General features: G+C 47.5%; 23 protein-coding genes. 11 read left to right on the plus strand and 12 right to left on the minus strand.

The features are described 5' to 3' along the window. Positions 1–48: 48 nt before the first annotated feature. From MHI06_RS20990 to spoVAC, 6 genes are all read right to left on the minus strand, one after another. On the minus strand, positions 49–2,262 hold the full coding sequence (locus MHI06_RS20990; protein WP_340398966.1) for a transglutaminase domain-containing protein: 2,214 nt from the start codon (positions 2,260–2,262) through the stop codon (positions 49–51). Then, positions 2,259–3,506 (minus strand): DUF58 domain-containing protein, encoded by a 1,248-nt coding sequence (locus MHI06_RS20995; RefSeq protein WP_340398967.1) that lies wholly within the window; start codon positions 3,504–3,506, stop codon positions 2,259–2,261. The genes MHI06_RS20990 and MHI06_RS20995 overlap by 4 nt, the downstream gene beginning before the upstream one ends. A gap of 3 nt (positions 3,507–3,509) precedes the next feature. Then, positions 3,510–4,466 carry a MoxR family ATPase gene (locus tag MHI06_RS21000; RefSeq protein WP_169481207.1) on the minus strand — a complete coding sequence of 319 codons (957 nt, stop codon included), beginning with the start codon at positions 4,464–4,466 and terminating at the stop codon, positions 3,510–3,512. Positions 4,467–4,674: 208 nt separating this feature from the next. Beyond that, positions 4,675–5,025, minus strand: a complete 351-nt coding sequence (spoVAE, locus tag MHI06_RS21005; protein ID WP_169481208.1) for a stage V sporulation protein AE — start codon at positions 5,023–5,025, stop codon at positions 4,675–4,677. A 5-nt stretch (positions 5,026–5,030) separates the two neighbouring features. Next, entirely contained in the window at positions 5,031–6,047 is a 1,017-nt protein-coding gene (gene spoVAD / locus MHI06_RS21010) for a stage V sporulation protein AD (RefSeq protein WP_169481209.1), read from the minus strand. Next, the gene (gene spoVAC, locus MHI06_RS21015) at positions 6,044–6,550 is read right to left on the minus strand and encodes a stage V sporulation protein AC (protein WP_340402160.1); all 507 of its coding nucleotides are present in this window, start codon (positions 6,548–6,550) and stop codon (positions 6,044–6,046) included. Before spoVAC ends, spoVAD begins: the two co-directional genes overlap by 4 nt. Positions 6,551–7,152: 602 nt before the next feature. Here spoVAC and MHI06_RS21020 point away from each other — a divergent pair. After that, complete coding sequence (locus MHI06_RS21020; RefSeq protein ID WP_340398968.1) at positions 7,153–8,226, plus strand: M42 family metallopeptidase; 1,074 nt, start codon at positions 7,153–7,155, stop codon at positions 8,224–8,226. Between the two features lie 227 nt (positions 8,227–8,453). Continuing rightward, positions 8,454–8,774, plus strand: coding sequence for a hypothetical protein (locus MHI06_RS21025; protein ID WP_062835571.1), 321 nt, complete (start codon positions 8,454–8,456; stop codon positions 8,772–8,774). A gap of 238 nt (positions 8,775–9,012) precedes the next feature. On the opposite strand, the gene MHI06_RS21030 is transcribed toward MHI06_RS21025, so the two are convergent. After that, entirely contained in the window at positions 9,013–9,720 is a 708-nt protein-coding gene (locus tag MHI06_RS21030) for a metal-dependent hydrolase (protein WP_169481210.1), read from the minus strand. Positions 9,721–9,995: 275 nt separating this feature from the next. Between MHI06_RS21030 and nirB the strand changes: the two genes are divergently transcribed. The 4 genes from nirB (at position 9,996) to MHI06_RS21050 (ending at position 14,554) form a co-directional block, all read left to right on the plus strand. After that, a complete protein-coding gene (nirB, locus tag MHI06_RS21035; protein WP_340398969.1) occupies positions 9,996–12,425 on the plus strand; it encodes a nitrite reductase large subunit NirB in 2,430 nt (809 codons plus the stop codon). Between the two features lie 56 nt (positions 12,426–12,481). Further along, the gene (gene nirD / locus MHI06_RS21040) at positions 12,482–12,808 is read left to right on the plus strand and encodes a nitrite reductase small subunit NirD (RefSeq protein ID WP_017687170.1); all 327 of its coding nucleotides are present in this window, start codon (positions 12,482–12,484) and stop codon (positions 12,806–12,808) included. A gap of 49 nt (positions 12,809–12,857) precedes the next feature. Then, positions 12,858–13,640, plus strand: coding sequence for a formate/nitrite transporter family protein (locus MHI06_RS21045; RefSeq protein ID WP_169481212.1), 783 nt, complete (start codon positions 12,858–12,860; stop codon positions 13,638–13,640). Positions 13,641–13,924: 284 nt separating this feature from the next. Then, positions 13,925–14,554 (plus strand): YfbR-like 5'-deoxynucleotidase, encoded by a 630-nt coding sequence (locus tag MHI06_RS21050; protein ID WP_340398970.1) that lies wholly within the window; start codon positions 13,925–13,927, stop codon positions 14,552–14,554. Here MHI06_RS21050 and MHI06_RS21055 read toward each other — a convergent pair whose 3' ends face one another. Together MHI06_RS21055 and MHI06_RS21060 are read right to left on the minus strand one after the other, a co-directional pair. Then, on the minus strand, positions 14,555–15,376 hold the full coding sequence (locus tag MHI06_RS21055) for a response regulator (RefSeq protein ID WP_340398971.1): 822 nt from the start codon (positions 15,374–15,376) through the stop codon (positions 14,555–14,557). Beyond that, positions 15,369–17,288 (minus strand): histidine kinase, encoded by a 1,920-nt coding sequence (locus tag MHI06_RS21060; RefSeq protein WP_340398972.1) that lies wholly within the window; start codon positions 17,286–17,288, stop codon positions 15,369–15,371. The genes MHI06_RS21055 and MHI06_RS21060 overlap by 8 nt, the downstream gene beginning before the upstream one ends. A 135-nt stretch (positions 17,289–17,423) precedes the next feature. Here MHI06_RS21060 and MHI06_RS21065 point away from each other — a divergent pair, with 135 nt between their 5' ends. The 5 genes from MHI06_RS21065 to MHI06_RS21085 all read left to right on the plus strand — a co-directional run bounded on the left by MHI06_RS21065 (position 17,424) and on the right by MHI06_RS21085 (position 21,983). Further along, the gene (locus MHI06_RS21065) at positions 17,424–18,728 is read left to right on the plus strand and encodes an ABC transporter substrate-binding protein (RefSeq protein WP_340398973.1); all 1,305 of its coding nucleotides are present in this window, start codon (positions 17,424–17,426) and stop codon (positions 18,726–18,728) included. Between the two features lie 100 nt (positions 18,729–18,828). Then, positions 18,829–19,701: a sugar ABC transporter permease gene (locus MHI06_RS21070; protein WP_017687164.1), complete on the plus strand. Its 873-nt coding sequence runs from the start codon at positions 18,829–18,831 to the stop codon at positions 19,699–19,701. Between the two features lies 1 nt (position 19,702). Further along, on the plus strand, positions 19,703–20,527 hold the full coding sequence (locus tag MHI06_RS21075) for a carbohydrate ABC transporter permease (RefSeq protein ID WP_340398974.1): 825 nt from the start codon (positions 19,703–19,705) through the stop codon (positions 20,525–20,527). A 61-nt stretch (positions 20,528–20,588) separates the two neighbouring features. Further along, positions 20,589–21,014, plus strand: coding sequence for an Rrf2 family transcriptional regulator (locus MHI06_RS21080; protein ID WP_036668516.1), 426 nt, complete (start codon positions 20,589–20,591; stop codon positions 21,012–21,014). A 111-nt stretch (positions 21,015–21,125) separates the two neighbouring features. After that, on the plus strand, positions 21,126–21,983 hold the full coding sequence (locus MHI06_RS21085; protein WP_340398975.1) for an SDR family oxidoreductase: 858 nt from the start codon (positions 21,126–21,128) through the stop codon (positions 21,981–21,983). Between the two features lie 186 nt (positions 21,984–22,169). Here MHI06_RS21085 and MHI06_RS21090 read toward each other — a convergent pair whose 3' ends face one another. The 3 genes from MHI06_RS21090 to MHI06_RS21100 form a co-directional block, all read right to left on the minus strand. Continuing rightward, positions 22,170–22,709, minus strand: a complete 540-nt coding sequence (locus MHI06_RS21090) for an RNA 2'-phosphotransferase (protein ID WP_340398976.1) — start codon at positions 22,707–22,709, stop codon at positions 22,170–22,172. A gap of 42 nt (positions 22,710–22,751) precedes the next feature. Further along, the gene (imm48, locus tag MHI06_RS21095) at positions 22,752–23,192 is read right to left on the minus strand and encodes an Imm48 family immunity protein (RefSeq protein WP_062835582.1); all 441 of its coding nucleotides are present in this window, start codon (positions 23,190–23,192) and stop codon (positions 22,752–22,754) included. Positions 23,193–23,480: 288 nt separating this feature from the next. Then, positions 23,481–24,383 carry a nucleotidyl transferase AbiEii/AbiGii toxin family protein gene (locus tag MHI06_RS21100; RefSeq protein WP_340398977.1) on the minus strand — a complete coding sequence of 301 codons (903 nt, stop codon included), beginning with the start codon at positions 24,381–24,383 and terminating at the stop codon, positions 23,481–23,483. Positions 24,384–24,416 lie beyond the last annotated feature (33 nt).

Below are 24,416 nucleotides of genomic sequence, written 5' to 3' on the forward strand. Positions count from 1 at the left end.
ACAGCGCCTGATGGCATAGGAAAAAAGGAAAAACGGGACGGGCAACAACTATGCCCGTTCCGCTTTCAGTTCCTTCCGCAGCTTCAAGGCGGTCTGATAAACACCCTTCCAGTCGTCGGCAGTTACGGACGCCGGACTGTAGCGAGTCTGTTCAAACTTCGTGAGAAGCTCATACAATGTCCCTGCTGCAGCAGGTTTTGCCTGGCTCCAGCGAGTTACCGATTCACGAAGTGTCTCGTCTCCGCTCCGGGTCAGACCTTTGCGTTTCACATATTGAATCCAACGCTCGGTCTCTGCCACCACCTTCTGTTCAGGGGTGAGCGGTCCACCTGTCCGCAAACGAAGCAGGAGGAATCGCATGGAGAAACGATTACGCCAGAACATATATGCTACCCACAATACAATAATGGCTCCTGCAGCCCAGATAATAAAAGTCGGGATGGCAGACGATGCCTGCTCAGGTGCAGGGGTCTGCTCTTCCTCTTGTACCGGCTCCTCTTCTGGCTGTTCTTCAGGCTCATCTACAGGCTGTACATCAGGCTGTTCCGTGAGCAGCGGCATATCAAAGCCCGGCGTTGCTTCAACGGGAATCCAGCCATACTCACCAAAGTAAACCTCTGCCCAGGAGTGTGCATCTGCATTCGTAACGGTGTAGGTCGTCTCAATCTCTGCGCCAGGTTGACGCGGGGCCTGCATGTCCGAATTCAGAGACAGTTGTCCAGGCGCATAACCTTTAACCCACCTTGCAGGAATGCCCTCCGAACGCGCCATCATAACCAGCGCAGTAGAGAAGTAGTCACAGTAGCCTTCCATAATATCGAACAGGAAGCCTTCCACAAAGTCGCTGCTTACTTTTCGAGATAAATCCGGATTGTTCGTGTATTCAAAATTAGTTTGTAAATAGTTTTGCAGTAATGCCACTTTTTCATACGGGGTATTCGCAGACGCCGTTATCTCGGCTGCCAGATCCGAAACCCGGTTAGGGAAACGGGATGGTAACTGCAAGTACATATCCTCTGCCGGATTACTGTTATACAGATCATCAAAAGACTTCGTACGAAGCTCATCTTCCACAATCACAGGGGCTTCAGATAGGATGGTGTATGTCTTGGGATACTGTGGTTGCTGACGGTCTGTCACTACATGCAGTTCAGCCTGTTCGGCATTCCACAGCATACGTTCCGTTCTGTCCTCACCGTTAATCGAACTCACTTCAGAGATCGAATAAGCACCAAAGAGAATCGGATAGACGTTATCATTCAGCATCGTTACGTTCTGAGTTACTTGTTTGGTATTCACATTACCGGATTCTTGGTTCTCCAGAGGCTGTCCGGCTTCAACATTCTCTGTCGCACCCCGTCCACGGTCATCCCAGCCTGTGCCTGTATACTCTGCACGTGTCTCACCGCGCCAGTAACTACGCTCATTGGTCGTGACAGACATGACAGGGGTATAGTCGAAGTTGAATCCTCCACCAAGCTGATTGTCTTCCCTGCTGTATCCCGATTCAGTAGCCGCCGGGATATCAAGGCTTCCGTTACCAGCCTGACTTGTGGAAGTTCCGGTATAGTTACGCCAAGCCGTATATGGGTCCGTCAAGGTGGGTGGAATCTCCGGCATATTGACGCTGGCTACAATAATCAAAGAAAAGATAATGGCAATATTGGCCAGGATTTTATAAGGATAACGGATGATTCGTTTCCAACCTTGTGGATACTGTAGCTGATAGTTACGGAAATGCTGACATACGAGCCATCCCATCCCCGCAAAGATCACCCACGCGATTTCAATCCAGAGTGGAATCTGAGTGAAAGAATCGAGAATCCCCATCGAAATGATGTTAACACCCAGAAAAACAAGAATGCGACGTGTGGTGGTCACGAGTCGAAGCGCAGCTTCAAGCATCACCCATGCACACAGGGAGAACCAGATGTACGGCGTCATGTGTAATATGAATTGTTCCGCTCGGTCCGTTAAAGAGCCATAAGGGATGTACACCGTATAATCAATCAGCGTTTTATGCAAAATGTAACCAACAACGACCGCCTTGATGATCGCCCGATAGATCGTTTTGAAGGGCAGAATGACCTCCAGCACACTGACCGCTGCAAGTGTCCATAACACCAGAGAAGTCGTCTCCGTATACCAGGATTCCTGCGTAAATGAAATCCACTGCATTCCAATCAGGAAAATCCAGAGCAATGATGCTGCATGATACCAGGATCGTTTGCCTGCAACACTTTCATTTCCTTTTGTACTCATACAGAACCTCCCCCCATCACCGTTGGAAGCTCCTGCAAGTGAGAAACCGCGAATGACCTCGTACCTCTTCCACGCAACATGGCATTCCACTCCGCACTGCGGCGGGATTCACTGGTATCGATCAGAATATGACATGGCGTCATGCCCCGCGTATCGGCCCAGCGCAACAGTTCCAATATTTTTTCATCCTTCTGAGGAGAAATCACAACAAAATAAGCTCCCTGGGGAAGTTGACGAGCTATTCTTTCCACCCCAGGCAACAGCTGGGCATCCTGCCCGTTATACTGAATATCCACCAGATGATGCATCATCTTCTGTCGTTCCAGCAGACTTTCACTGGGGGCCATAAAGGATGTCTCCTCTGACAATGTCAATAAGCCCATCCCCATCCGTTCCCTGGCACCATACTCCAGCAGAGAAGCAGCAGTAGACACAGCAATTTCGAATGCTTCCCCATGTTCATAACTTGCTGCCAGTGCATCGAGAACCAGAATGGTCTTGGGCACAGACTCATGCTCGAATTCCTTGGACTTCCAGTTCCCCGTCTTCGCCGTTGCATTCCAGTGAATACGAGAAAGTCGATCTCCGTATACGTAATCACGTACACCATTGATCTGAGTGGTCTCTCTCCGCGAGCGGGTTAGAGCTGTCTGCGGACCGGATAACCGTGATTTGCGGTCGTAGAGCTGCCAATATGGAATAAATACCGTTCTTGGCAGTACTCGAAACTCACCTTTGGCCTTAAACTTTCCTCGATGTTCAATCAGTCCAAATATGTCCTCACTGGCACATTCTGTTTCCGAAAAAACATACTTGCCCCGCTCAAGTGGCGGTGTCTGGAAAGACAGCTCGCCATTTCCTCGCATATTGGGAATCAAACTTTCTTTGAATGACCAGGATTCTCCGTTATGCCGGTGCAGCATTTCACGTACTACCACATAGGGAAGCGGGAGGAATCCCGGAATCGTCAGACTCAGCTGTACTTGAACCTGGTCACCTGCATGCAGCAGTTCTTCGTGGTCCAGACCAGAGGATAGCTTACGTACTCCTTGAGCACGTCTTACTCCGCTAAATCCAGCAATGGCAAGGTACACACAGAGCAGGGTAACCATCGACAGCAACATGAGTGATGTCTTCCCGCCCTGAAACAAAACATAAGCCAGACAGCACATCCACACCATTGCGATGCTCCATACGCGTGGGTGGCGCAGCCCTCTATTGACTGTACTCAAAAGCGGCTTCATAAACTATTGCCCCATGGAGACGGGCACGCGTACCTGCTGGAGTACGGCATTCAGAACGGCCTCGGAACTCATACTGTCCAGTCTCGATTCGGGACGAAGCACAATACGATGAGAGATTACATAAGGGGCCATCGTCTTCACATCATCCGGCAGCACATAATCACGTTCCTGCAGGAAAGCAAAGGCTTTTACGGCCATCATGAAGGATATGGCTGCCCGTGGGCTGGCACCCAGCAATACAGATGGGTGGGAGCGGGTTTGACGAACAACATCCAGCAGATAGTCCATGACCGGATCACCGATAAAGACTTCCTTAATCTCTTGTTGAATTGCCGCGATCTGGTCCATATGGGTTACCGATTCAAGCCGATCTACAGGCTGACCCAACTGATGCGTCTTGAGCAGTGTTTTCTCAATTTCTTTATCGGGATAACCGAGACTTATTTTCAACATAAACCGGTCAAGTTGCGCTTCCGGCAATGTGTACGTACCTTCAAAATCAATCGGATTCTGAGTTGCACAAAGCATGAACGGGTGTGGCAGATCATACGTGTCCCCATCAACAGTTACACTGCGCTCCTCCATGACTTCGAGCAGAGCGGACTGGGTTTTCGTGGTCGCCCGGTTAATCTCGTCAGCCAGCAAAATGTTGGTCATCACGGGACCTGGACGGAAATAAAAACGCTCATCCTTCGGGTGGAACACGGATACGCCCGTAATATCACTTGGTAAAATATCAGGATTACATTGAATGCGTCGGTACTCTCCGCGCATGGATTTCGATAGTGCCTTGATCAACTGCGTTTTGCCAGTTCCCGGTACGTCTTCAATCAGAACGTGCCCGCCTGCAAGCAAAGCTGTAAGTAAAAGTTGAATTTCAAAGGATTTCCCCATAATGCAGGATTCCAGATTCGAACGAACTGCGGATATGATTTGGATCGACTCTTTGCGCACAGGCATGTGGTCTAACCTCCTAAAAAAGCATACAGATTTCCTTTTATTGTACATGATCCACGGGCGTGAGTACACTCGAAGGAACTCACAATTTGTTTCCAGCCGTCAGATTCACCGCAGTTCACGCATGAAGACGACAAAAAAGGCCCGGATAGAAGTTATCCGAAGCCTTTGCTGAATCGCAATTATGTTCAAGTAGATATTCCATTCTATGTCAGCCTTTTGGCCTAACCACCAATGCGGCGAGAAAAGAAAAGATGATCGCTGACGAAATCCCTGCCGCGGTCAGATCGAAAATCCCCGTAATGACACCAAGCCACCCCTCTTTCTCCAGTTCCGTCAATGCCCCATGCACCAAGGAATTGCCGAAACTTGTAATGGGGATGGTAGCACCCGCACCTGCAAATTTAACCAAGGGGTCGTACAGGCCAAATGCATCCGCAAGCGCACCTGCCACAACAAGTGTGCTCATGGTATGTGCCGGTGTCAGTTTGACACCGTCCATAAGAAGTTGCCCCACAACACAGATCAAACCGCCAACGATAAATGCCCACAAGAACTGCATGACCTTTATCCCTCCTTTTCTATGGCTACCGCATGAGCAATACAGGGGATACTTTCACCCTGCTGGTACGAAATCGGAGACAACAGTGCCCCGGTAGCAACGACGAGCACACGCTTAAGATCACCCTTCTGCATTCGATTCAAAATATGACCGTAGGTTACGGTAGCAGAACATCCGCATCCACTCCCCCCGGCAACAACATAAGGCTGTTTCTCCCGATCATAGATCATCAGGCCGCAGTCATTAAAAACCGTCTGTTCCATCGGAATGCCTTCTTTTTGCAAAAGTTCTTTGGTAATTGGCAGACCGACGGAAGCCAGATCCCCGGTAACAATGAGATCATAATAACCAGGCTCCAATCCCGTATCTCTGAAATGCGAGATCAGGGTGTCGGCTGCTGCCGGTGCCATCGCTGAACCCATGTTGAAGGGATCTTTGATGCCCAAATCCATAATGCGCCCAATAGTGGCTTTGGTAACTACAGGACCATCACCGGTACGGGAGACTACACCACACCCTGCTCCTGTTACGGTGTATTGCGCATAAGGCGGCTTCTGGGAGCCATATTCGGTCGGATAACGAAATTGTTTCTCGACCGTGCAGTTGTGGCTGACCGTTCCTGCAAGAACATAATCGCCAGCTCCCGAGTCAACAATCATCGACGCTAGCGCTAACGTTTCCATGGAAGTAGAACAGGCTCCAAAGACCCCCAGGTAAGGTACACCCAGTTTTCGCGCTGAAAAAGAACTACTGATAATCTGGTTCATCAGATCTCCACCGACAAAAAAGTGAAGCTCTTCCTTGGTAATATTGGCATTAACCAAAGCCAGTTGGGAGGCCTGTTCGAGCAGTTTGCGTTCTCCCTTTTCCCACGTCTTCTCGCCGATCTCAAGATTGTCATAGACGTAATCAAAATCAGATGACAAAGGACCCTTGCCTTCATCAGGTCCTACAACTGCCGCTTTACCGATAATTCGTGGACGATTCTCAAACTGCCACGTTTGGCGACCCAATCGCTTCATAGATGTCCACCTCCGAATCCCAAAAAGGCATAAACGATCCCTACGACAAATGCTGCCACGACACCGAACACAATAACAGAACCAGCAAGTTTAAACATGTTGGCCCCTACACCGAGCACCAGTCCTTCAGCACGATGTTCCAGTGCAGCAGAGCACATGGAATTGGCAAATCCGGTAACCGGCACAGCCGTTCCTGCTCCTGCCCACTGTGCCATTTTATCGTAAACACCGAGACAAGTTAGAATAACCGATATGAGAATCATGACCGCCACCGTAGGACTGGAAGCCTCCTTCGATGTCATGTCGAAACCGGCCATAAAAGCCTCTTGAATGGCCTGTCCGATCAAGCAGACGGTTCCACCAACCAGAAATGCCTTGAGGCAGTTCTTCAGGATCGGACGAGGCGGCTCATGTTTTTTGGCGACTTTCTTGTACTCCTTTTCATCGATGGACAGGGACGATGTTTTTTTTTCGCTTCCGGATGCAGATTGAGCTGGCAAGATACAAGACCTCCTCTATGTGAAAATGGATCAAAGCTGCGGCTGAATGCCAATGTGTGTAATCCTCTATTCATTGTTTGTTAATGATCGGAAGGTTATGTATCCGGCGACAGACAGCATATGTTTCCAACAGGGACATGCCGCGGAAGCAGGATTGGATTACGCCGGACTGAACACTTATTCAGTTACGTTCTATAAATAAAGAAGAACGATCACGAGCAAGATAAAAAGAACGATAAACAGTACTTTTTCCGTGCCTTCTTCCGGAGGCTTCATCTGATATCCTGGCTCCTTCCTGTTACAGACAAGCGAATATTAATCATGAAGAAATTCAAAAAATGATGACATCTCCTCCATATATTCATATTCATTGCCGTGTCATCAGGACTGCGACTACAGCGGATAGAATACTGAAATTCTGACATGATACGAGCCCAAAACATGCCTTAAATACGTGACATAAACATGGACAATCACTTGCGCAAGGTTCATACTGTTATGTGACCAGTGGTTAAATAACAAGTCCTCAGCATATTAAAGGACAACAGGCGGGTAGCCGTTCTACTGTGACCTGAACTACATACCGACAGAGGAGTTGTTGACACATGAATGAAAAAACGATGGATATGTTCCGTACATTAACGGAGTTTCCTTCCGCATCCGGTTTTGAACGTGAGCTTCGCGGCTGGATGAAAGAGCAGCTTTCCGCTTATACCGAGGAATTCGTCCAGGATCGACTGGGAAGTCTTTTTGGTGTATTACGCGGAGAGGAATCCGGTCCCAAAGTTATGGTAGCCGGACACTTTGACGAAGTAGGTTTCATGACTACAGGCATTACTGAAACAGGTATGGTCAAATTCCGTCCACTGGGTGGATGGTGGAGTCAGGCTGTACTGTCTCAACGGCTGGAAATCATCACACCTGATCGCCGCATTACCGGAGTTGTAGGTTCTACACCTACACACTTGCTGGACGAGTCCCAGCGGAGCAAACCTGTTGACCTGAACACCATGTATCTCGATATTGGAGCAGACAACCGTGCGGAAGCAGAATCTTGGGGCATTCATCCGGGGATGCAGATCGTGCCGATCTGTGAATTCACACCTATGGCCAATCCGAAGAAAATTATGGCAAAAGCTTGGGATAATCGTTATGGCGTAGGACTTGCACTTGAACTGGTTGAAGCACTCCACAAGGAAAAACTGCCAAACACACTCTATGCTGGTGCAACAGTACAGGAAGAACTAGGGCTTCGCGGTGCACGTACGGCGGCCAATCTGATTCAGCCTGATATCTTCTTCGCACTCGACTGTAGCGCGGCGAATGATATGACAGGTGACAAGCAGTCCTTTGGACATATCGGACAAGGGGCATTACTTCGTATTTTTGACCCGGGTATGTTCACTCATCGCGGAATGGTGGAGTACGTGCAAGATACAGCTTCATCCAATCAGATCAAAATGCAGTATTTCATCTCACCAGGCGGTACCGATGCAGGTCAAGTTCACCTGAGTGGAATTGGCGTACCATCAACGGTTATTGGGATCTGTGCTCGTTATATTCACACCTCTTCTTCCATCATTCATACAGACGACTACGATGCAGCCAAAGAGCTGATTGTGAAGCTGGTGAAGGGTCTGGATCGGACAACAATGAATACCATAATTAATAACGCGTAATAATTGACAAGAGACCTCCTAATTATATCGGGAGGTCTCTTTTTTTATATCCACAACGATATCAGCTGAACACATTTACACAGAAAGGCTATTCTGTCATCGAAATGGCGAGTGTAAATATTCTTTAGTTCAACGTACGTAGATTAATAGGCCGAACATTATAGGAAATTACACATAAGATACAATAACGGAAGATGAATTAAACACCAAGCAGCGGGGGACCTGTTATGGCAGTGGGAAGGAATGGAAAATCGAATAAGGGCTCCAAAAAAACAAATGCCGCAAACACCCTTCTCAATGGCAACCTTAAAGGAAGAAATCTGGAACTTATCGTTGCAGCATTACTAGTAAGTGGGAAGTTAAGAGTGGATGCGGTCACGTTGTTTCGAGAAGCTACACTGGTCGTTGAATTGGTCGGGCAATATAAAACGCTTCAAAATGTTACACCGTCAAATCAAGACAAACTGGTGCAATTCCTCGATGAGATCGGTGGCGATATGACATTGAATGATGTGATACGGGCATTCCAACAGAGAATCAATTCCTAAACGCCAAGAAATGAGGTTGAAGTGATGTCTGACTTTGATGGAAATGGGTTCGCAGAGCTATTGATCATCGTCATTCTCGTTGTTTTATTTGTATTTGGATCTTCAGATATTGACAGCCTTACCGATGCACCTTCTCAATCCTGAATCGTCGCACAGATAATACAATCCATTGCAGTACGAACTTCATACCTGTTGTAAACGCCAGTCCACAGTTTAGTGGACTGGCGTTTTTGGATGACTAGAGAAATAGCGGTGAGAATGCAATCCAGGCCAAAATAAGGGTAAGCACAATGCAGACATTCTCCACAACGGCTCCACGCTTGGTTCCTGTACTCATCAGATTCACCCGTATGCGCCACTTGAACGGTGGTAACGGACGAATCCCCCGATTGGTTAGTGAATCAGCCAACAGATGCATCGCATATGCTGTACCTCCCGCTACCCAGATCTCCGGTCCCTGCTGCTGGGTCGTGCTGTAAAGCAAGCCCGCCCATATTGCGGTTCCGTACAGAGTATGAGTCAGTCCCCTATGAGTCAGTGTGGTGCAGAGCATTAACAAACTGCCTGCAATCAAGTTCCACGGTGCGAACGCGTGACCATAGAAGACCAGCCCAAGTCCAATCGCAAACATCAGTACTTTGCGAAGCGAACGTGAGGGCAGAAATGATACGAGCGCAATGAGAATCGCAAGCAACAGGTTCCACGGTTTGGCATGAACATAAAAGTACACGAAGACAGCTGTGGGCAACAGAATCGTCTGTAACAGCCTGATCAGACTATTAGGTAAAGCTCTCGATACCAACAGCGAATTCGGCTCATCGATGTCAGGCAATAACGAACCAATCAGAGCAACCGTAACTGCCGGCGCAGTCACCGGCATACCAGCCAACTGCAGAACAGATAGCGATACGCCTGTCCCAATAATCAGGTGGGATCTTCCCATCATGATGCAAAAACTTCCTTTCGAAGAAATAGGGAACATATATGGCCCAGTTCCGATTTTACAACGAAAACAAAATAAGAACAATAGTTCGCATTTCTTATTTGTATGAAAAAAATATAACTTTCTGTGATGGGGCTCACACTATTATATTTATGACTCTTCTATCTTTATTAGTGAATTAAATCACATAAACTGTCGTCAACTACTTGTATAATTTCAAATATAAACCACTAAAATTGTTGGTAATGTACAGCGTCTATCCAAGGAGGCATACACACATGAACGGAAAAAAAGAGAAACTCGTTATCATTGGTAACGGTATGGCAGGAATCAGTACGGTTGAACAAATTTTGAAATTAACTTCGCGATTCGATATTACTGTTTTTGGTACAGAGCCCTACCCTAACTACAACCGCATTATGTTGTCCTATGTGTTGGAAGGTAGCAAAACACTGGATGACATCGTGCTGAATGATCTCCACTGGTATGAGGATTATGGTATTACTCTCCATACAGGAACAACTGTAGCCCGAATTGATTCGGATACGCTTGAGGTCGTTACGGAGGATGGAAATCGCTTCACTTATGACAAAATCATCATTGCGACTGGCTCCAACTCCTTCATTCTGCCGGTACCGGGACATGACAAAGAAGGTGTCGTTGGTTTCCGCGATATCGCCGATTGTAATGTGATGCTCGACGCTGCTAAACAGTACAAAAGAGCGGCCGTTATCGGTGGCGGACTGCTGGGTCTTGAAGCTGCGAAAGGTCTGGTACAACTTGGCATGGAAGTTACCGTAGTGCATCTGATGCAGGATCTGATGGAACGTCAGCTTGATCCGCAAGCTTCAGCCATGTTGAAGGCAGAACTGGAACGTCAGGGTATCCGATTCAAGATGGGTGCGCAGACTTCCGAACTGCTGGGCGGCGAACGGGTCGAAGGGATTCGTTTTGCTGATGATTCTGTACTCAATGTTGATTTTGTGGTCATGGCTGTAGGCATTAAACCCAATACGGCTGTAGCCCGCGAAAGCGGTATGGAAGTGAACCGGGGTATTGTCGTGAATGACTATATGCAGACTTCACTTGCGAATGTCTATTCGGTCGGGGAATGTACAGAGCACCGCGGGGTATGTTATGGCCTCGTTGCCCCATTATTCGAGCAAGGTATGATTCTGGCGAAACATATCTGCGGAGTTGAAACGGCTCCTTATGAAGGTTCTGTTGTATCCACGAAATTAAAAATTTCGGGTGTGGACGTCTTTTCAACTGGTGAATTCATCGACAGTCCAGAGCACACCGTCATTTCGCACAAAGATGACTGGAAACGGACTTACAAAAAAATTCTGCTTCGTGACAATAAAATGGTCGGTGCCGTGCTCTTCGGTGACATTACGGATTCTGCCGAATTGCAAAAACTGATCAAAAATCAAACCGAAATGACCGAGGAATTGTACGGTTCGCTCATGGGCACAGGCTGCGGCGGTCATAAGAAAGCAACCTCTGTTGAAACGATGCCCGAGGACGAGATCGTCTGCGGATGTAACGGGGTCACCAAAGGAACTATTGTCGATGTAATTACAAACCAGGGCCTTACCACTGTAGATGAAATCAAAGCCTGTACCGGTGCAACCCGCTCTTGTGGTGGATGTAAACCAGTTGTGGAACAAATTCTGCAATACGTGCTCGGAGACGGCTTCAGCAGTGGTGCCAAACAGGGAATATGCGGATGTACTTCTATGGGCCGAGATGAGATCGTAGCCGAGATTCGTGAAAAAGGATTACAAACAACCAAAGAGGTCATGAATGTACTCGGTTGGAGCCAACCTGAAGGTTGTTCCAAATGTCGTCCGGCTATCAACTATTACCTTGGCATGATTGCACCGGATACGCACGAAGATGAGAAGGAATCCCGTTTTGTTAATGAACGCATGAACGCGAATATTCAAAAAGATGGAACATACACGGTTGTACCTCGGATGTATGGCGGGGTGACTACACCAGCAGACCTCAAACGCATCGCTGACGTTTCCGTCAAATATGATGTGAAAGCAGTCAAAGTGACTGGCGGTCAGCGTCTCGACTTGATTGGTGTCAAAAAAGAAGATCTGACTAAAGTCTGGGCTGAACTGGATATGCCTTCAGGTTATGCATACGCCAAATCGCTGCGAACGGTCAAAACATGTGTCGGCTCCCAATTCTGCCGCTTCGGTACACAGGATTCCATGGCCATGGGTGCTCGCATCGAACGTAAATTCGAACGTCTGGATCTGCCCGCTAAGTTTAAATATGCCGTGAACGGTTGTCCGCGGAACTGTGCAGAAGCATGTACAAAAGATATTGGTATCGTAGGTAACGACGGCGGCTGGGAGATCTTTATCGGCGGTAACGGCGGTATTAAAGCAAGACTTGCTGATTCCCTATGCAAAGTGAAAACGGATGAAGAGTTGATCGAACTGTGCGGAGCCATCATGCAATATTACCGCGAGACAGGTAACTATCTGGAACGGACTTCCGAGTGGGTGGAACGCATGGGTCTGGAGCATATTCGCTCGATTGTCGTCGATAACCTTGAGGAACGTAAAGCGTTGATGGAGCGGATTGAATTTGCACTTGAGCATGTTGAAGAACCTTGGCAAAAAGCGATTCGCAATGAAGAAGGCCAAAGCAAAATGTTCCATGGTATCGAAGTATCGGCTCGTCCATAAACAAGCACGCAAGATCAATACTGGCGGAATGTTAAATAGATAAGGAGTGGTTTAAGATGACGACAAAACAATCAGGCACCTACTTCCCTGCCGGAGTAGTTGAAGAATTCCTGCCACGAATCGGAAGAGTAGTTGAAATCCAGGATCATCAGCTTGCTGTCTTTCTTGCATCGGATGGTACCATCTTCGCTGCGGATAATCACAACCCCCACCCTAAGGGTGGGCCACTGGCTGAAGGCATTGTGTCCGGGCATTATCTGTACGACCCACTGTATGATTGGAAAATCGACCTGACTACCGGTCTTGTGCAGGCACCAGACAATGGTCAAGTACAGATGTATCCGGTAAAGGTAGAGAACGGCCAGGTCTGGATCGAAATATAGCTCCATTGAAACGTTCAAAGATTGATGCAAAATAATGGGGGAAACCGTGATGTATACACCAAGTGTTGAGGGAATTATTGAAGCTGCGGTTAAAAAACGGGATCAAATGAACGCAAGCCTGCCACGTTACATGGTTGCTGCCTTGATGGCTGGTGCCTATGTAGGACTTGGCATCGTTCTGATCTTCAGTATTGGTGCTCCGCTCCTTGCAGCACAGTCACCACTGCAAACCATGTTGATGGGCATGTCCTTCGGACTCGCGCTCACGCTGGTCATCTTTGCCGGATCGGAACTGTTTACAGGTAACAATATGTTCTTTACCATGAGTACGCTGGCAGGCCGAACTACAGTTAACGATACGCTGAAGAACTGGGGGCTCGTCTTTGTCGGCAACCTGCTCGGTGCGATTCTGCTCAGTCTGCTGATAGTCGGTAGCGGCCTGTTCAAAACGGCTACGCCGGAACATCTGTTATTCGTCGTATCTGCCAAAAAGATGGCCGCTCCCGTATCCGAGTTGTTCTTCCGCGGCATTCTCTGTAACTGGCTCGTCTGTCTGGCGATCTGGATGGCGGCACGCTCCAAAGAGGATATCGCCAAACTTGTTCTCATCTGGTGGTGTCTGTACGCATTTATCGCAAGTGGCTATGAGCACAGTGTTGCCAATATGACATTGCTGTCTTTATCCTGGTTGCTGCCAAACCACCCAGATACGATCACGATGGCAGGCTGGTTCCATAACATGATTCCGGTGACACTTGGTAATATCATCGGCGGTGCCCTCTTTGTCGGCATGGCGTACTGGTATACTTCGCCGGTACGAAAAAAATCATAATTTTTGATTCAACTGCACTTATGTAGCCTAGAGCACAACATCTACACACTGAAGCCATGATGGATGCCGAACTCACGTTCAGTCACACATCGTGGCTTTTTATTGTTTGTCGATAAGCTGCTACTCTCTCGGACGTTTCCCTTTCATCCTCTCGTCCTTATATAGAGAAATTAAAAATTCATTTTACCTTTGATGCTATCCGCGTTAATCCACAGTTGACATAGTTGGCGTATAGTCGATGGATACTCACACTTATACTCAACCAGCAAAGGATGAACGCTTATATGGGAATCCACACGTACTTCAGGTCACTAAACGATCTTGAACGTATTATTCGTACACCTGGCAAATTCAAATTCGAAGAACACAGCGTATCCGCCCATTCCTGGAAAGTCGTACAGTACGCCAAAACCCTCGCAGATATTGAGGAGCAACATGGAGTCACCATCGATTGGAAGAAGTTATACGAAATCACCAGCAGTCATGATTATGGCGAAATCTTCATCGGTGATATCAAAACACCAGTCAAACATTATTCACTGGAGCTTCGTTCGATGCTGCAAAAGGTGGAAGAAGGCATGGTTGAACATTTTATTAATGAAAACATCCCTGAAGAGTTCCAGCCTATTTTCCGCAGACAGCTACGTGAAGGCAAAGACCAATCGGTCGAAGGACTGATTCTCGAAGTCGCAGACAAGATGGATCAGGTATATGAAGCCTTTGCCGAGCTCCAACGTGGCAATACGGAGAAAGAATTTATCGTCATGTACCGTTATGCCTTGATCAAAATCAAAAATATCGACCTCCACTGTGTGCAGTATTTCCTAGAACAGATTCTCCCTGACATGATCGATGAAGGTATTCGCTCCCCGTTTGATATTCGCAAAATAACCGAAGAAGCTTTGGCCCAGTAATCAGCTCAAGTCAACATGGTGCTCATCATCCATGGACAGGGCTTTTTTTCGTTCCTGTAATTGCAGTCGATACTCGCTAGGATACATTCCGGTTTTGTTTTTGAAGATTCGGCTGAAATAGTGGGAATCACTATACCCTACCGCTACGCCAATGGTCTTGATATCCATATTTTCGTGCGTGACGAGCATGCGCTTCGCTTCATTCATTCGCAGGCCTGTCATATATTTCAGTGGAGTCTCCCCTGTTACTTTCTTAAAACACTTCCCTAGATAGTCCACACTAAAATGCATCTGCCCTGCCATGTCCTGAAGCGTAATCTCATGCATGTAATTCTGCTTCAAATACAGCTTAACGGCCTCTGCGATGTCCTCTGGCTTCACCTGCTCATCCAGCACGGCACTGACATGGGCAAGCGAATCCACTGCGCTCCCAAGCTTCAATTCCATTGCATCGAGCAGTGTACGAAGCTGTTCTTCCGACAATGGTTTGAGCAGATAATCCTCCACCTTGTAGCTGATTGCCTGCCGTGCATACTCGAATTCATGATAACCACTCAGAATGACAATCTTTACATGCGGATAGGCAAAATACAGATATTTGGCCAGTTCCAATCCATTCATTACTGGCATCTGAATATCGGTTACAACCAGGTCAGGAACGGAATGTTCGATCAGCTGTAACGCTTCCTGACCGTTCCTCGCCTCACCGATCACCTCGAACCGGGTGCCCAGCTCCCTAAATTTGCGCGATACATTGCGGCGAATCAAGGCCTCGTCCTCCACAATAATCGTTCTGTATTTAATCGTCATGGGTTCAGTCATGCTCCTTTCGAATGGAACCACCTATGGTAATCTGGACACCGCCGGAAGGCTTGTTTGTAATCTGCATGTGGGCTGCAGTGCCATACCATAATTTCAATCGGACCCAGATATTCTTGAGTCCCATACCGTTAATTTCAAGATCGGGCATACGCTCCCACTCCTGTGACTGTTTGATGTAATGCATGATCTTGGCAAGTGCCTCGGGTTCCATGCCAGGCCCGTTATCGTCCACGTGGATCATCCAAGTCTCCTGTACCGCATCCATAGCTCCAGTAATGTTCAGTCTCCATGGAGGGGTATCACCCAGTCCATATTTCATGGCATTTTCGAGTAGTGGTTGTACCATCAGCATCGGAACCTGGATATTTTGCATCTCATCCGGAATATGGAACGCATAGTGCAGATCATCCTCGAACCGAATTTTCATACACTCCAGATATCGCTCACAATAATCCAGTTCTTGAGACAGTGGAACCCCGTTCTTACCCGGAGTAGAAATATAACGGAGCATGGATGCAATATGACCACAGAAAGCGACAATCTGCTCATTCATGCCTTCTTCCGCCATGATGCTAATATTCGTGATGTTGTTGTAGAGAAAATGCGGGTTCATCTGGGATTGTAACGCCAGTAATCTCGCTTCTGTCTCCTGGGATTTCATCGCCAGCCTGTCCTGAAAAGATTGTACAAGTTGCTGATTCAGCCGGATAAACGTATCATTCAGCTCATCCATCTCCCGGATGGAACCGGGATGCTCCAGCTTGAACAAATGTGCCGAAGCCTGACCTGATATCAGATCGTTCTCACCCGTCTTCTGAATAATGCGCTGTAAGCGATGCAGCGGCAAAGTAACCCGTTTGGAGATCAGATACGAGAGAACCAGAATCAGCATGAGAGTAGCTAATGTGGCACCAATAAACATCACAGCCATCCGGTTGAGACTGGCGAAAAGGGACTGCTTCGACTGCATGACAACAACGGTCCATCCCGTCTCCTGTGACGTCATATACGTCATCATTTGCTTGGAATGATCGAGAGGATCGGTTACTTCTTGCATGGTATCAGTGGGAAATGTACGATGTTGAATCAAGTCCACATCATCGAAATAGCCTGCTTCGGAAGCATCGGCGCCCGACGAAAGCGGATATAACCGTGTATTTTGTTCATCCATCACATAGATGCGAAGCTCATCGTTACCCGCCTGCAAGTCATTCAAATGCTGGAACAGGGTTCCGGCATCCTGCAAAATCTCAACCACGCCCTGGCTGACATAATTGCCATCTTTGTATACCCGGGTAAGCGATATGTAGGGTTGTTCTGACTTTCCCTCCCCTGTTGGCATGGGTAAAGCTCCCCCCTCTAACAGACGGATCACTCGCCAGCCACTCCGCTCCCAGGTTTCCTTGTACCAAGGTCGCTGAGTCAGATCCATCGACAGTTGACCGTTGAATGCACCCGCTCCCAGCATCTTGCCGTTCACATCATAGATATTGGCCTGCTTGGCTGTATTGGAGCTGCTGATGATCGCCAGTATGACGTCAATCAGTGTGGTTGTATCTTTGTACAATGCGGGGTCACTCGTCAGTGTCTGTTCACTGTCCTCCGCTGGTGCCAAGTAGTGACTGAAGTGTTCCTTTACCAGATTGGAGTACACGATATTCATGGAGAAGTTGTTCATTTTCACCACTTCCTGATCCAGATTGCCAACAATCGATACCCCCAGTTGTTTCTGCTGTTCTTCACTTCGATGACGAATGTCACTTGCGAGAAAAACATACAAAAGCCCAGCCACAATCAGCGAAAAGATAATAAATACCGCAGAGTAATAGGCAAACAGACTTTGCTGAAGCGTTCCAAATCGATACCGCAATCCCCACACACCTCGTCCTATGATGATATTGGTTACACCCATCGAAAATGTCCACCCAACAGAACGCTTTTGTCTATTGAGCGCATTCGTTCTTCGCAGTAAAGTTATCCACATAAGAATACGCTTACATTAAGCGTTTCGGCAAGTGACAATTTTCTTTATATTCCGGGAGGTTCAATGATGAGAAAACGATTTCTATTTTCGCTTGCAAGTGTGCTCTTGCTCTCCACCCTGCTACTTGCCGGATGCAACTCAGGGAAAAGTGCTGAAGGTTCGGGTAAGGTGACACTCACGTTTGGAACGAGTCAATCTGGTATTCCTCGCACAGGCATTATGCAGACGATGGCCAAGGAATATGAGCAGGAGACCGGGGTCAAAATTGATTTCCAGGTCGTACCTGACGCACAGTGGCGGGACCTGATCAAGGTGAAGCTTGCCTCTGGCGAAGCACCTGACATTTTCAATGTCGATGTGGACCCACTGAGCATGCCGGCTAACGTAAGACCGGAGGAAAATGCCATTGACTTGACCAATGAGGAATTCACAGGTCGGATGTCCGAAGAGATTTTGCCAACCGTCAGTCACAATGACAAGGTATACGGGGTTTCTTTTGCCCCATCGAAAATCTGGTATGTGTACTATAACAAACGTATCTTCGCAGAGCTTGGCATTGAGCCTCCTACATCCTATGCGGAATTCAAGGCAATCAGCCAGAAAATTAAAGATAAAGACATCATTCCGTTCTATCAGGCACCTGCCAGCGGGTGGTATCAGGTTCTGCCTTTGTTCGAAACGGGGCCTAACTATGAGCAAACAACAGCAGGAACCTATGAGAAGCTGAACAATAATGAGATGAAAATAGCAGATATGACACAGCTTAAGACGGTCATTGAGCAGTTAAAGGAATTTGCGGATCTCGGTTATTTCGGCAAAGACTTCTTGTCCAATACAGTTGAAGCGGGAATTGAAGCGTTTGGTCAGGAGAAAGCGGCTATGCTGCTGCGGGTGCCAGGTACGGAAAAGGAAGTGTCCGAAGCGTATCCGGAAATGGAAGACAACATGGGATTCTTCGTCATGCCATGGGGTGACAATCAGACGATTGGCGTGAACCCGGGCGGATCGGCTGCGATGTTCGGCAACAAGAACAGTAAACATCCCGAAGAAGTGCTGAAATTCTTCCGTTGGATTACCGAGCATGATCATCTGCAACGTGTGTTCGATGAAGGTGAAGGTAACCTGACGATCTGCTGGCCGGAAATCGAACCGAAGCTGACACAGGACTATATTGATTATGAGAAAAATCATGAAAAAGGTACGGTCATGCAGGCCGCTGTGAAATATATTGATCCACAATGGATGGATATCGGCAAGGATCTGTCAGGCATGTTCGCTGGCGCAATGACACCGGATCAGATTCTGCAAAATATCGATAAACGCCGGGCTGAACAAGCCAAAGTGTTGAAGGATGAAGCGTGGCAATAATAGCGTATCTTTCAGATAAACATAAACGCTGAATAGCGTTACATGCAGCGGGCATTCGCCCGCTTGTGTATTTTGGCAGGAAGGAAAGGTGTTACGGATTATGAATGCGAACAAAATCTATCCCTGGTATTTCTCATCTGGAGCGATTGTGTTATATCTGCTGTTCATTGTCGCTCCCGCCCTGCTGGGCATCTATTATTCCTTCACCGACTGGAACAGCTATAGTTCGGAGAAGAACTTTATTGGTCTGGAGCATTTCCGCACTATTCTCGCGGGTGATCCCACCTATCTGCTTTTTATCAAAAATACAGTCTTGTTCACCCTGGTTACATCCATCGCCAAGACGGTTCTCGGCTTGTTTCTGGCCCTGCTGCTGGTCAGCGGTGTAAAGGCCGCGAATCTGCATCGGATGATTATCTTCTCCCCACAGGTGCTGTCGTTCCTGATTGTTGGACTCGTGTTCAAAAGTCTGCTCGACCCCAACAACGGGTTCGTTAACGTGACCCTGCGTTCCATGGGACTGGACGTTCTCGCCCAGAACTGGCTGGGTTCCCTGACCTGGGCCATGCCATCCATTATGGCGGTGGACACCTGGAAAGGCATGGGATACATCATGGTGCTGTTCATAGCCGGACTGCTTGCCATTCCCCGCGATTACTACGAGGCAGCGTCCATTGACGGCGCAGGATTCGGGCAGAAGCTGTTCCGGATCACGATTCCAATGCTGATGCCTACCATTACCATTGCCACGGTGCTCAATATTACATACGGACTGAGAGTTTTCGATGCCGTATACGTGCTAACCAACGGTGGGCCCGGTAACGCGACAGATGTCATTAACACTGCGGTCTATTCCTCTTTTGCCAAAGGATATTGGGGACTCGGAAGTGCACTTTCCACCATCCTGTTTGTCATCATGGCGATCATCTCCTTCTTCATCATTCGTTTGATGAACCGAAAGGTGGAATACTGACATGCGATTGAGAAAAAGATTGGCTTCGATCGGGTTAAATGTACTCGCCTGGCTGCTTAGCCTGGTGGTCCTGATTCCTTTTGTCGTCATTGTACTGAATTCATTCAAGTCGGATGCCGAGGCCAAAGTGCTGAAGCTGACGCTGCCCGAGAAGTTTATTTTCGAAAATTACAAAATTGTCTATGAACAGGGACATTTGGGCGGTTCTTTTTTCAACAGTCTGCTGCATTCCGGAGCTTCTTCCCTGCTATTGGTGTTTGTTGTGGCTTTCTCGGCCTTCACGTTATCTCGTAACCATTCGAAGCTCAGCAAGTTTCTGTACTTCTTCCTGATTCTTGGCATTACGCTGCCACTCAACTACATTCCGCTGATGGAAGTCATGAAGTCGATGGGTATGATCAATTCACATGTCGGCATGATTCTGCTCTACACGGCCATGGGCATTCCGATCTCGCTGTTCATTACGTATGCATTCGTGTCTAACATCCCGAAGGAGCTGGATGAAGCGGCCATTATGGACGGATGTAATGGGATCAAGCTATTCCTGCGAATCATTGTGCCGTTGTTAACCTCGGTGCTGGTGACGGTATTTGTCCTGAACTTCCTGAGTGTCTGGAATGAATTCACTGCTCCGCTCTATATGCTCAACACGGTGGAAATGTGGCCGATGACGCTAGCTGTATATAACTTCTTTGGACAATTCAGTGCCCAGTGGAATCTGGTCAGTGCAGATATTGTACTTACGTCATTGCCTGTGTTAATTGTCTTCCTAATAGGGCAAAAGTATATTGTTGGGGGAATAACTTCAGGGGCTGTTAAGGGTTAAAAGATCTAGTTGACATCAAATCATTTTGTAACTATTATGGTTACAACGGTGGTGATCATCCATGAGACAAATCAGCAGTCGCTTTTCCATTGCGGTTCATACCCTGTCCCTGATCGCTGTTATGCCCAATGAATGCACCGGAGATGTTATCGCTCAGAGTGTGAATACGAATCCCGTGATTATTCGGCGGATTATGTCCAAGCTGAAACAGGCGGGTCTGATCGACGTCAGACCTGGTGTGGGCGGTGCTTCCTTGTTGAAAGATCCGGCGGACATTACCCTTCTCGATGTATATCGAGCGCTTGAGGTCGTGGAGGATGGGGAATTGTTTAACTTTCACAAACATCCGAACCCGAAATGTCCGGTGGGCAATATGATCGAACACACCTTACGTGCCGAACTCATTGAGGCTCAGACAGCCATGGAACAGCGCTTGAATCGTGTAACCATACAGCAGATGATGGATCAGATTCATGTCTCTGAATAAAAAAAGCTCATTGTGAGCTTTTTTTAACCCTTTTGTTGTAATCACACCTGTTATAACATTTTTGATTACAACCATATGCAAACAAAACACATATCATAGGAGGAAAAGAAAATGAAAATTTTGGTTACTGGCGCAACAGGTCAATTGGGTTCACTGGTCGTAAAGGCATTGTTAAAAACAGATTCTGCCAAAGATTTGGCAGTAAGTGTACGTAATCCGGAGAAAGCGGAAGCTCTCCACGCTCAAGGTGTTGACGTTCGTCACGGTGATTTCGATCAACCGGAGACGTTGGAAAAAGCCTTTGCGGGAGTAGATCGTCTGTTGCTCATTTCCACCGATGGTGACAATGAAACGCGTATTCGCCAACATCAGGCTGCCATTGACGCTGCCAAGAGCGCAGGCGTGGGCTTCATCGCTTATACAAGCGTTGTGAATGCAGAGAAAAACACCCTTTCCCTGGCTGAAGTACATCGCGCTACAGAACAGGCTATTCGTGAGTCTGGCATTCCTTATTCCCTCTTACGCAATAACTGGTACCTGGAAAATGAAGCAGGCAGCGTGCAAGCAGCTACGCAAGGCGCACCTTGGGTTCATGCCACCAACGAAAGCCAAGTAGGCTGGGCTACCCGCAGTGATTATGCTCATGCTGCCGCAGCTGTACTTGCAGGTGAAGGACATGAAAATACTGTGTATGAATTGTCTGGCAAACTGCGCACTCAAGCTGAGCTGGCTGCCATTGTTGGTGAAGTGCTTGGACAGGAAATCAACGTGCAAAACGTGGACGATACCGCTTACGCTGACATCATGAAAGGTGCAGGTCTACCGGACTTTGTCGTATCCATGCTCGTTGATATGCAAAGTGCCATTCGTGAAGGCGCACTGGCTGTAGAAAGTAATACATTGGAAACATTGCTTGGCCGTCCGGCTCAGCCACTAAGCGAAGGTATCAAAGCAATTGTAGGCAAGTAAGTTTTGGATATGAGAAAGGGACACACCAACGAATGTTGGATGCGTCCCTTTTTGGTGTAGCTGAAGATCAATACAACGATATAAAAGTTGAACGGATAACTATACTCTCAACCCATTCATTTGCGACTGCAATTCGATGTAGGTGTTTGTAATTTCCACGACAGTTCATCGCTCATTGCTCATAGGTCATGCCTCCAGAATATAACGTGCCGGAATATGATCGGCCAGCCAGATATTTTCGTTTCCATGATAAAAGAGGATTCCATCTATGGCCGCTTGAGCAGCATTGATTCTCAAAATAACAGGCTGATCATCACGTCTTCGCCCCACCTGATTGGCTGTATCGATATCTGCGGACAGATGTACATATTGCCTTTGCCGCGGCTGTAAGCCATGTTCCATAATGGAATTCACGGCGCATGCCGGGGTACCATGGTAAAGGTTTTCCGGTGGCTCAGCAGGTGACTTGGATATCTTGTGCGGAGTGGAATGTCCATACAATGCCCGGATGCGGCCTGAAGAGATCTCATGTCTCTTTTTCTCCGAGGCTTGGATCATCTGCTCCAGATCGTCTTCCGTCACTTCCTTCCACTGCGGACTTTCATGCAAAGCCACCAGCAATTGCGAAATTTCCACCCAACCCTCTTCGTCCAGCTCCAGCTCATACTCCCATGGGGCATGGCGCAGAGCGTATGAGAGTTCCTTGCTTAATTTCATCAGATCCAATGCGATCACTCCCCAAATCTAATAAAACTCAATAAAACTCGTCTATTGCTGCGATTGAACCGCTGTTAAAATCTCCTGAATGTTACGAGCCAGCCCTTCATCGTCTTCCTGATTAAATTGATGGTGCCCATCGATCCCGCGATGAATAATGGTGTTCATCACCGGATGAACTTCCCGGTCAGAAGCCACTCGAATCAGGTCATCCGCAAAATCGACCGCCTGCTGTTCACTGTAGTTAAACGGTTTAATCAGCATCCGGATACTAAGTGCATGCGCCTGCGGCTCCGCCAGCTGATCCCGATGCGTGATGCCATACACCGCGCCAAAACCAAAAGCAGCCATCACCTGACGCTCCAGTTCTGTCGTCTGTTCCAAAGGCGTGCCAATCAGCTCACACATTTTGTCCACCATCTGCTCCAGCTCATTTGCCGCCGCAGCCAGGATTACGTCATTAATATCGTCAGCGTTGATAAATTCAGTCATATCGTATTTCTCCATTTCTGAGCCGTATTTGATCCATTCTCTCAGACTCTATGAGAACATTGTATCGGAGATAGGGTGTTCCTTTCAAACTTCTCTGCGGATAGACAAGTGATGATTCAGCTTACTATGCAGATTGAACTAATGAATATTTAACCTTGCCACTTCGATGACAGAACAACCTTCTGATCGCTGTTATGATAAAGGCGAACGCTCCGCTTCTTCAGGTTATTTCTGCCCTCTACGTTCTCCTGTAAATGTTTAGTTCATTCACAGAGTACATGAAAATCTCTATTTATGGTTAGTGCAGTTTGGTAAATGTTCATATGCGTCATTGTTAATCCCGGCGTGATTCATCGTTTGGCGCAGCTCCGAAACAAACTCCATAAAATAGACTTCAGGACTGCGGCTACCGGCATAATACTCCAGGTCATAATCGTAATTTAACCGCGAATACACATCATGCAGATCGTCAACCAGCACCTTTTTCATAGCCTCTCTCGTAATAGCCGGGTCCATACTGCACTCGTTGACCAGGGTCTGTAATGTCTCTTTGAGCGCCTGCTGATCGTAGGACGGGTTAGACAACAGATGCTGCAAATCGTACAGATCTTTGAACCGGGGCCTCACTATCGTCTGATGCAGTTTCCATGCAATTTGAATGGAGAGTGGTACGGTGTGAGGAACGACAAAAGCTTCACCAACTAGGGGTTGGTACGATAGAGCAACAGACTTCTCGTCCAAGTCGAGGTTAAAGGATATATCCAGATGCAGTTCATCCTCATCTTTATACTCATTTTCAACCCTTGGTTCACTATCAATATAAAAGGTAAGCTCCGTGTTCACCGTTGGAAAATCATCCGCCATGGCGTAGTCTATTCTGCGCCAGAAGGCATTCTCCCGAAAGCTTCGAAATACGATACCGTCATTCAGGTCCATCTCCGTTACTCGGATCATCCAGTCTGTAAATACTTCATTGGCCTGGTCCTCAGTCTCAATTCGACCTGTATACAGAAAGTCGATGTCGTCCACATAACGAACATTGGGATTCTCCAAATACTGTCTTGTCAGTAAGCTTCCTTTTAATACAAATGGACTATTCACCAGAGAGGCACGCTTCAATAGAGCTTCCAACACAACAATGAATCTCTCATCCTCATTCAAGGTATGTAATTGTACACTTTTTCCGGACATCGTTCTCCTCCTCCATTCATCATACTCAACATC

It is taken from the genome of Paenibacillus sp. FSL H8-0079 (assembly GCF_037991315.1).
Lineage (GTDB): Bacteria > Bacillota > Bacilli > Paenibacillales > Paenibacillaceae > Paenibacillus.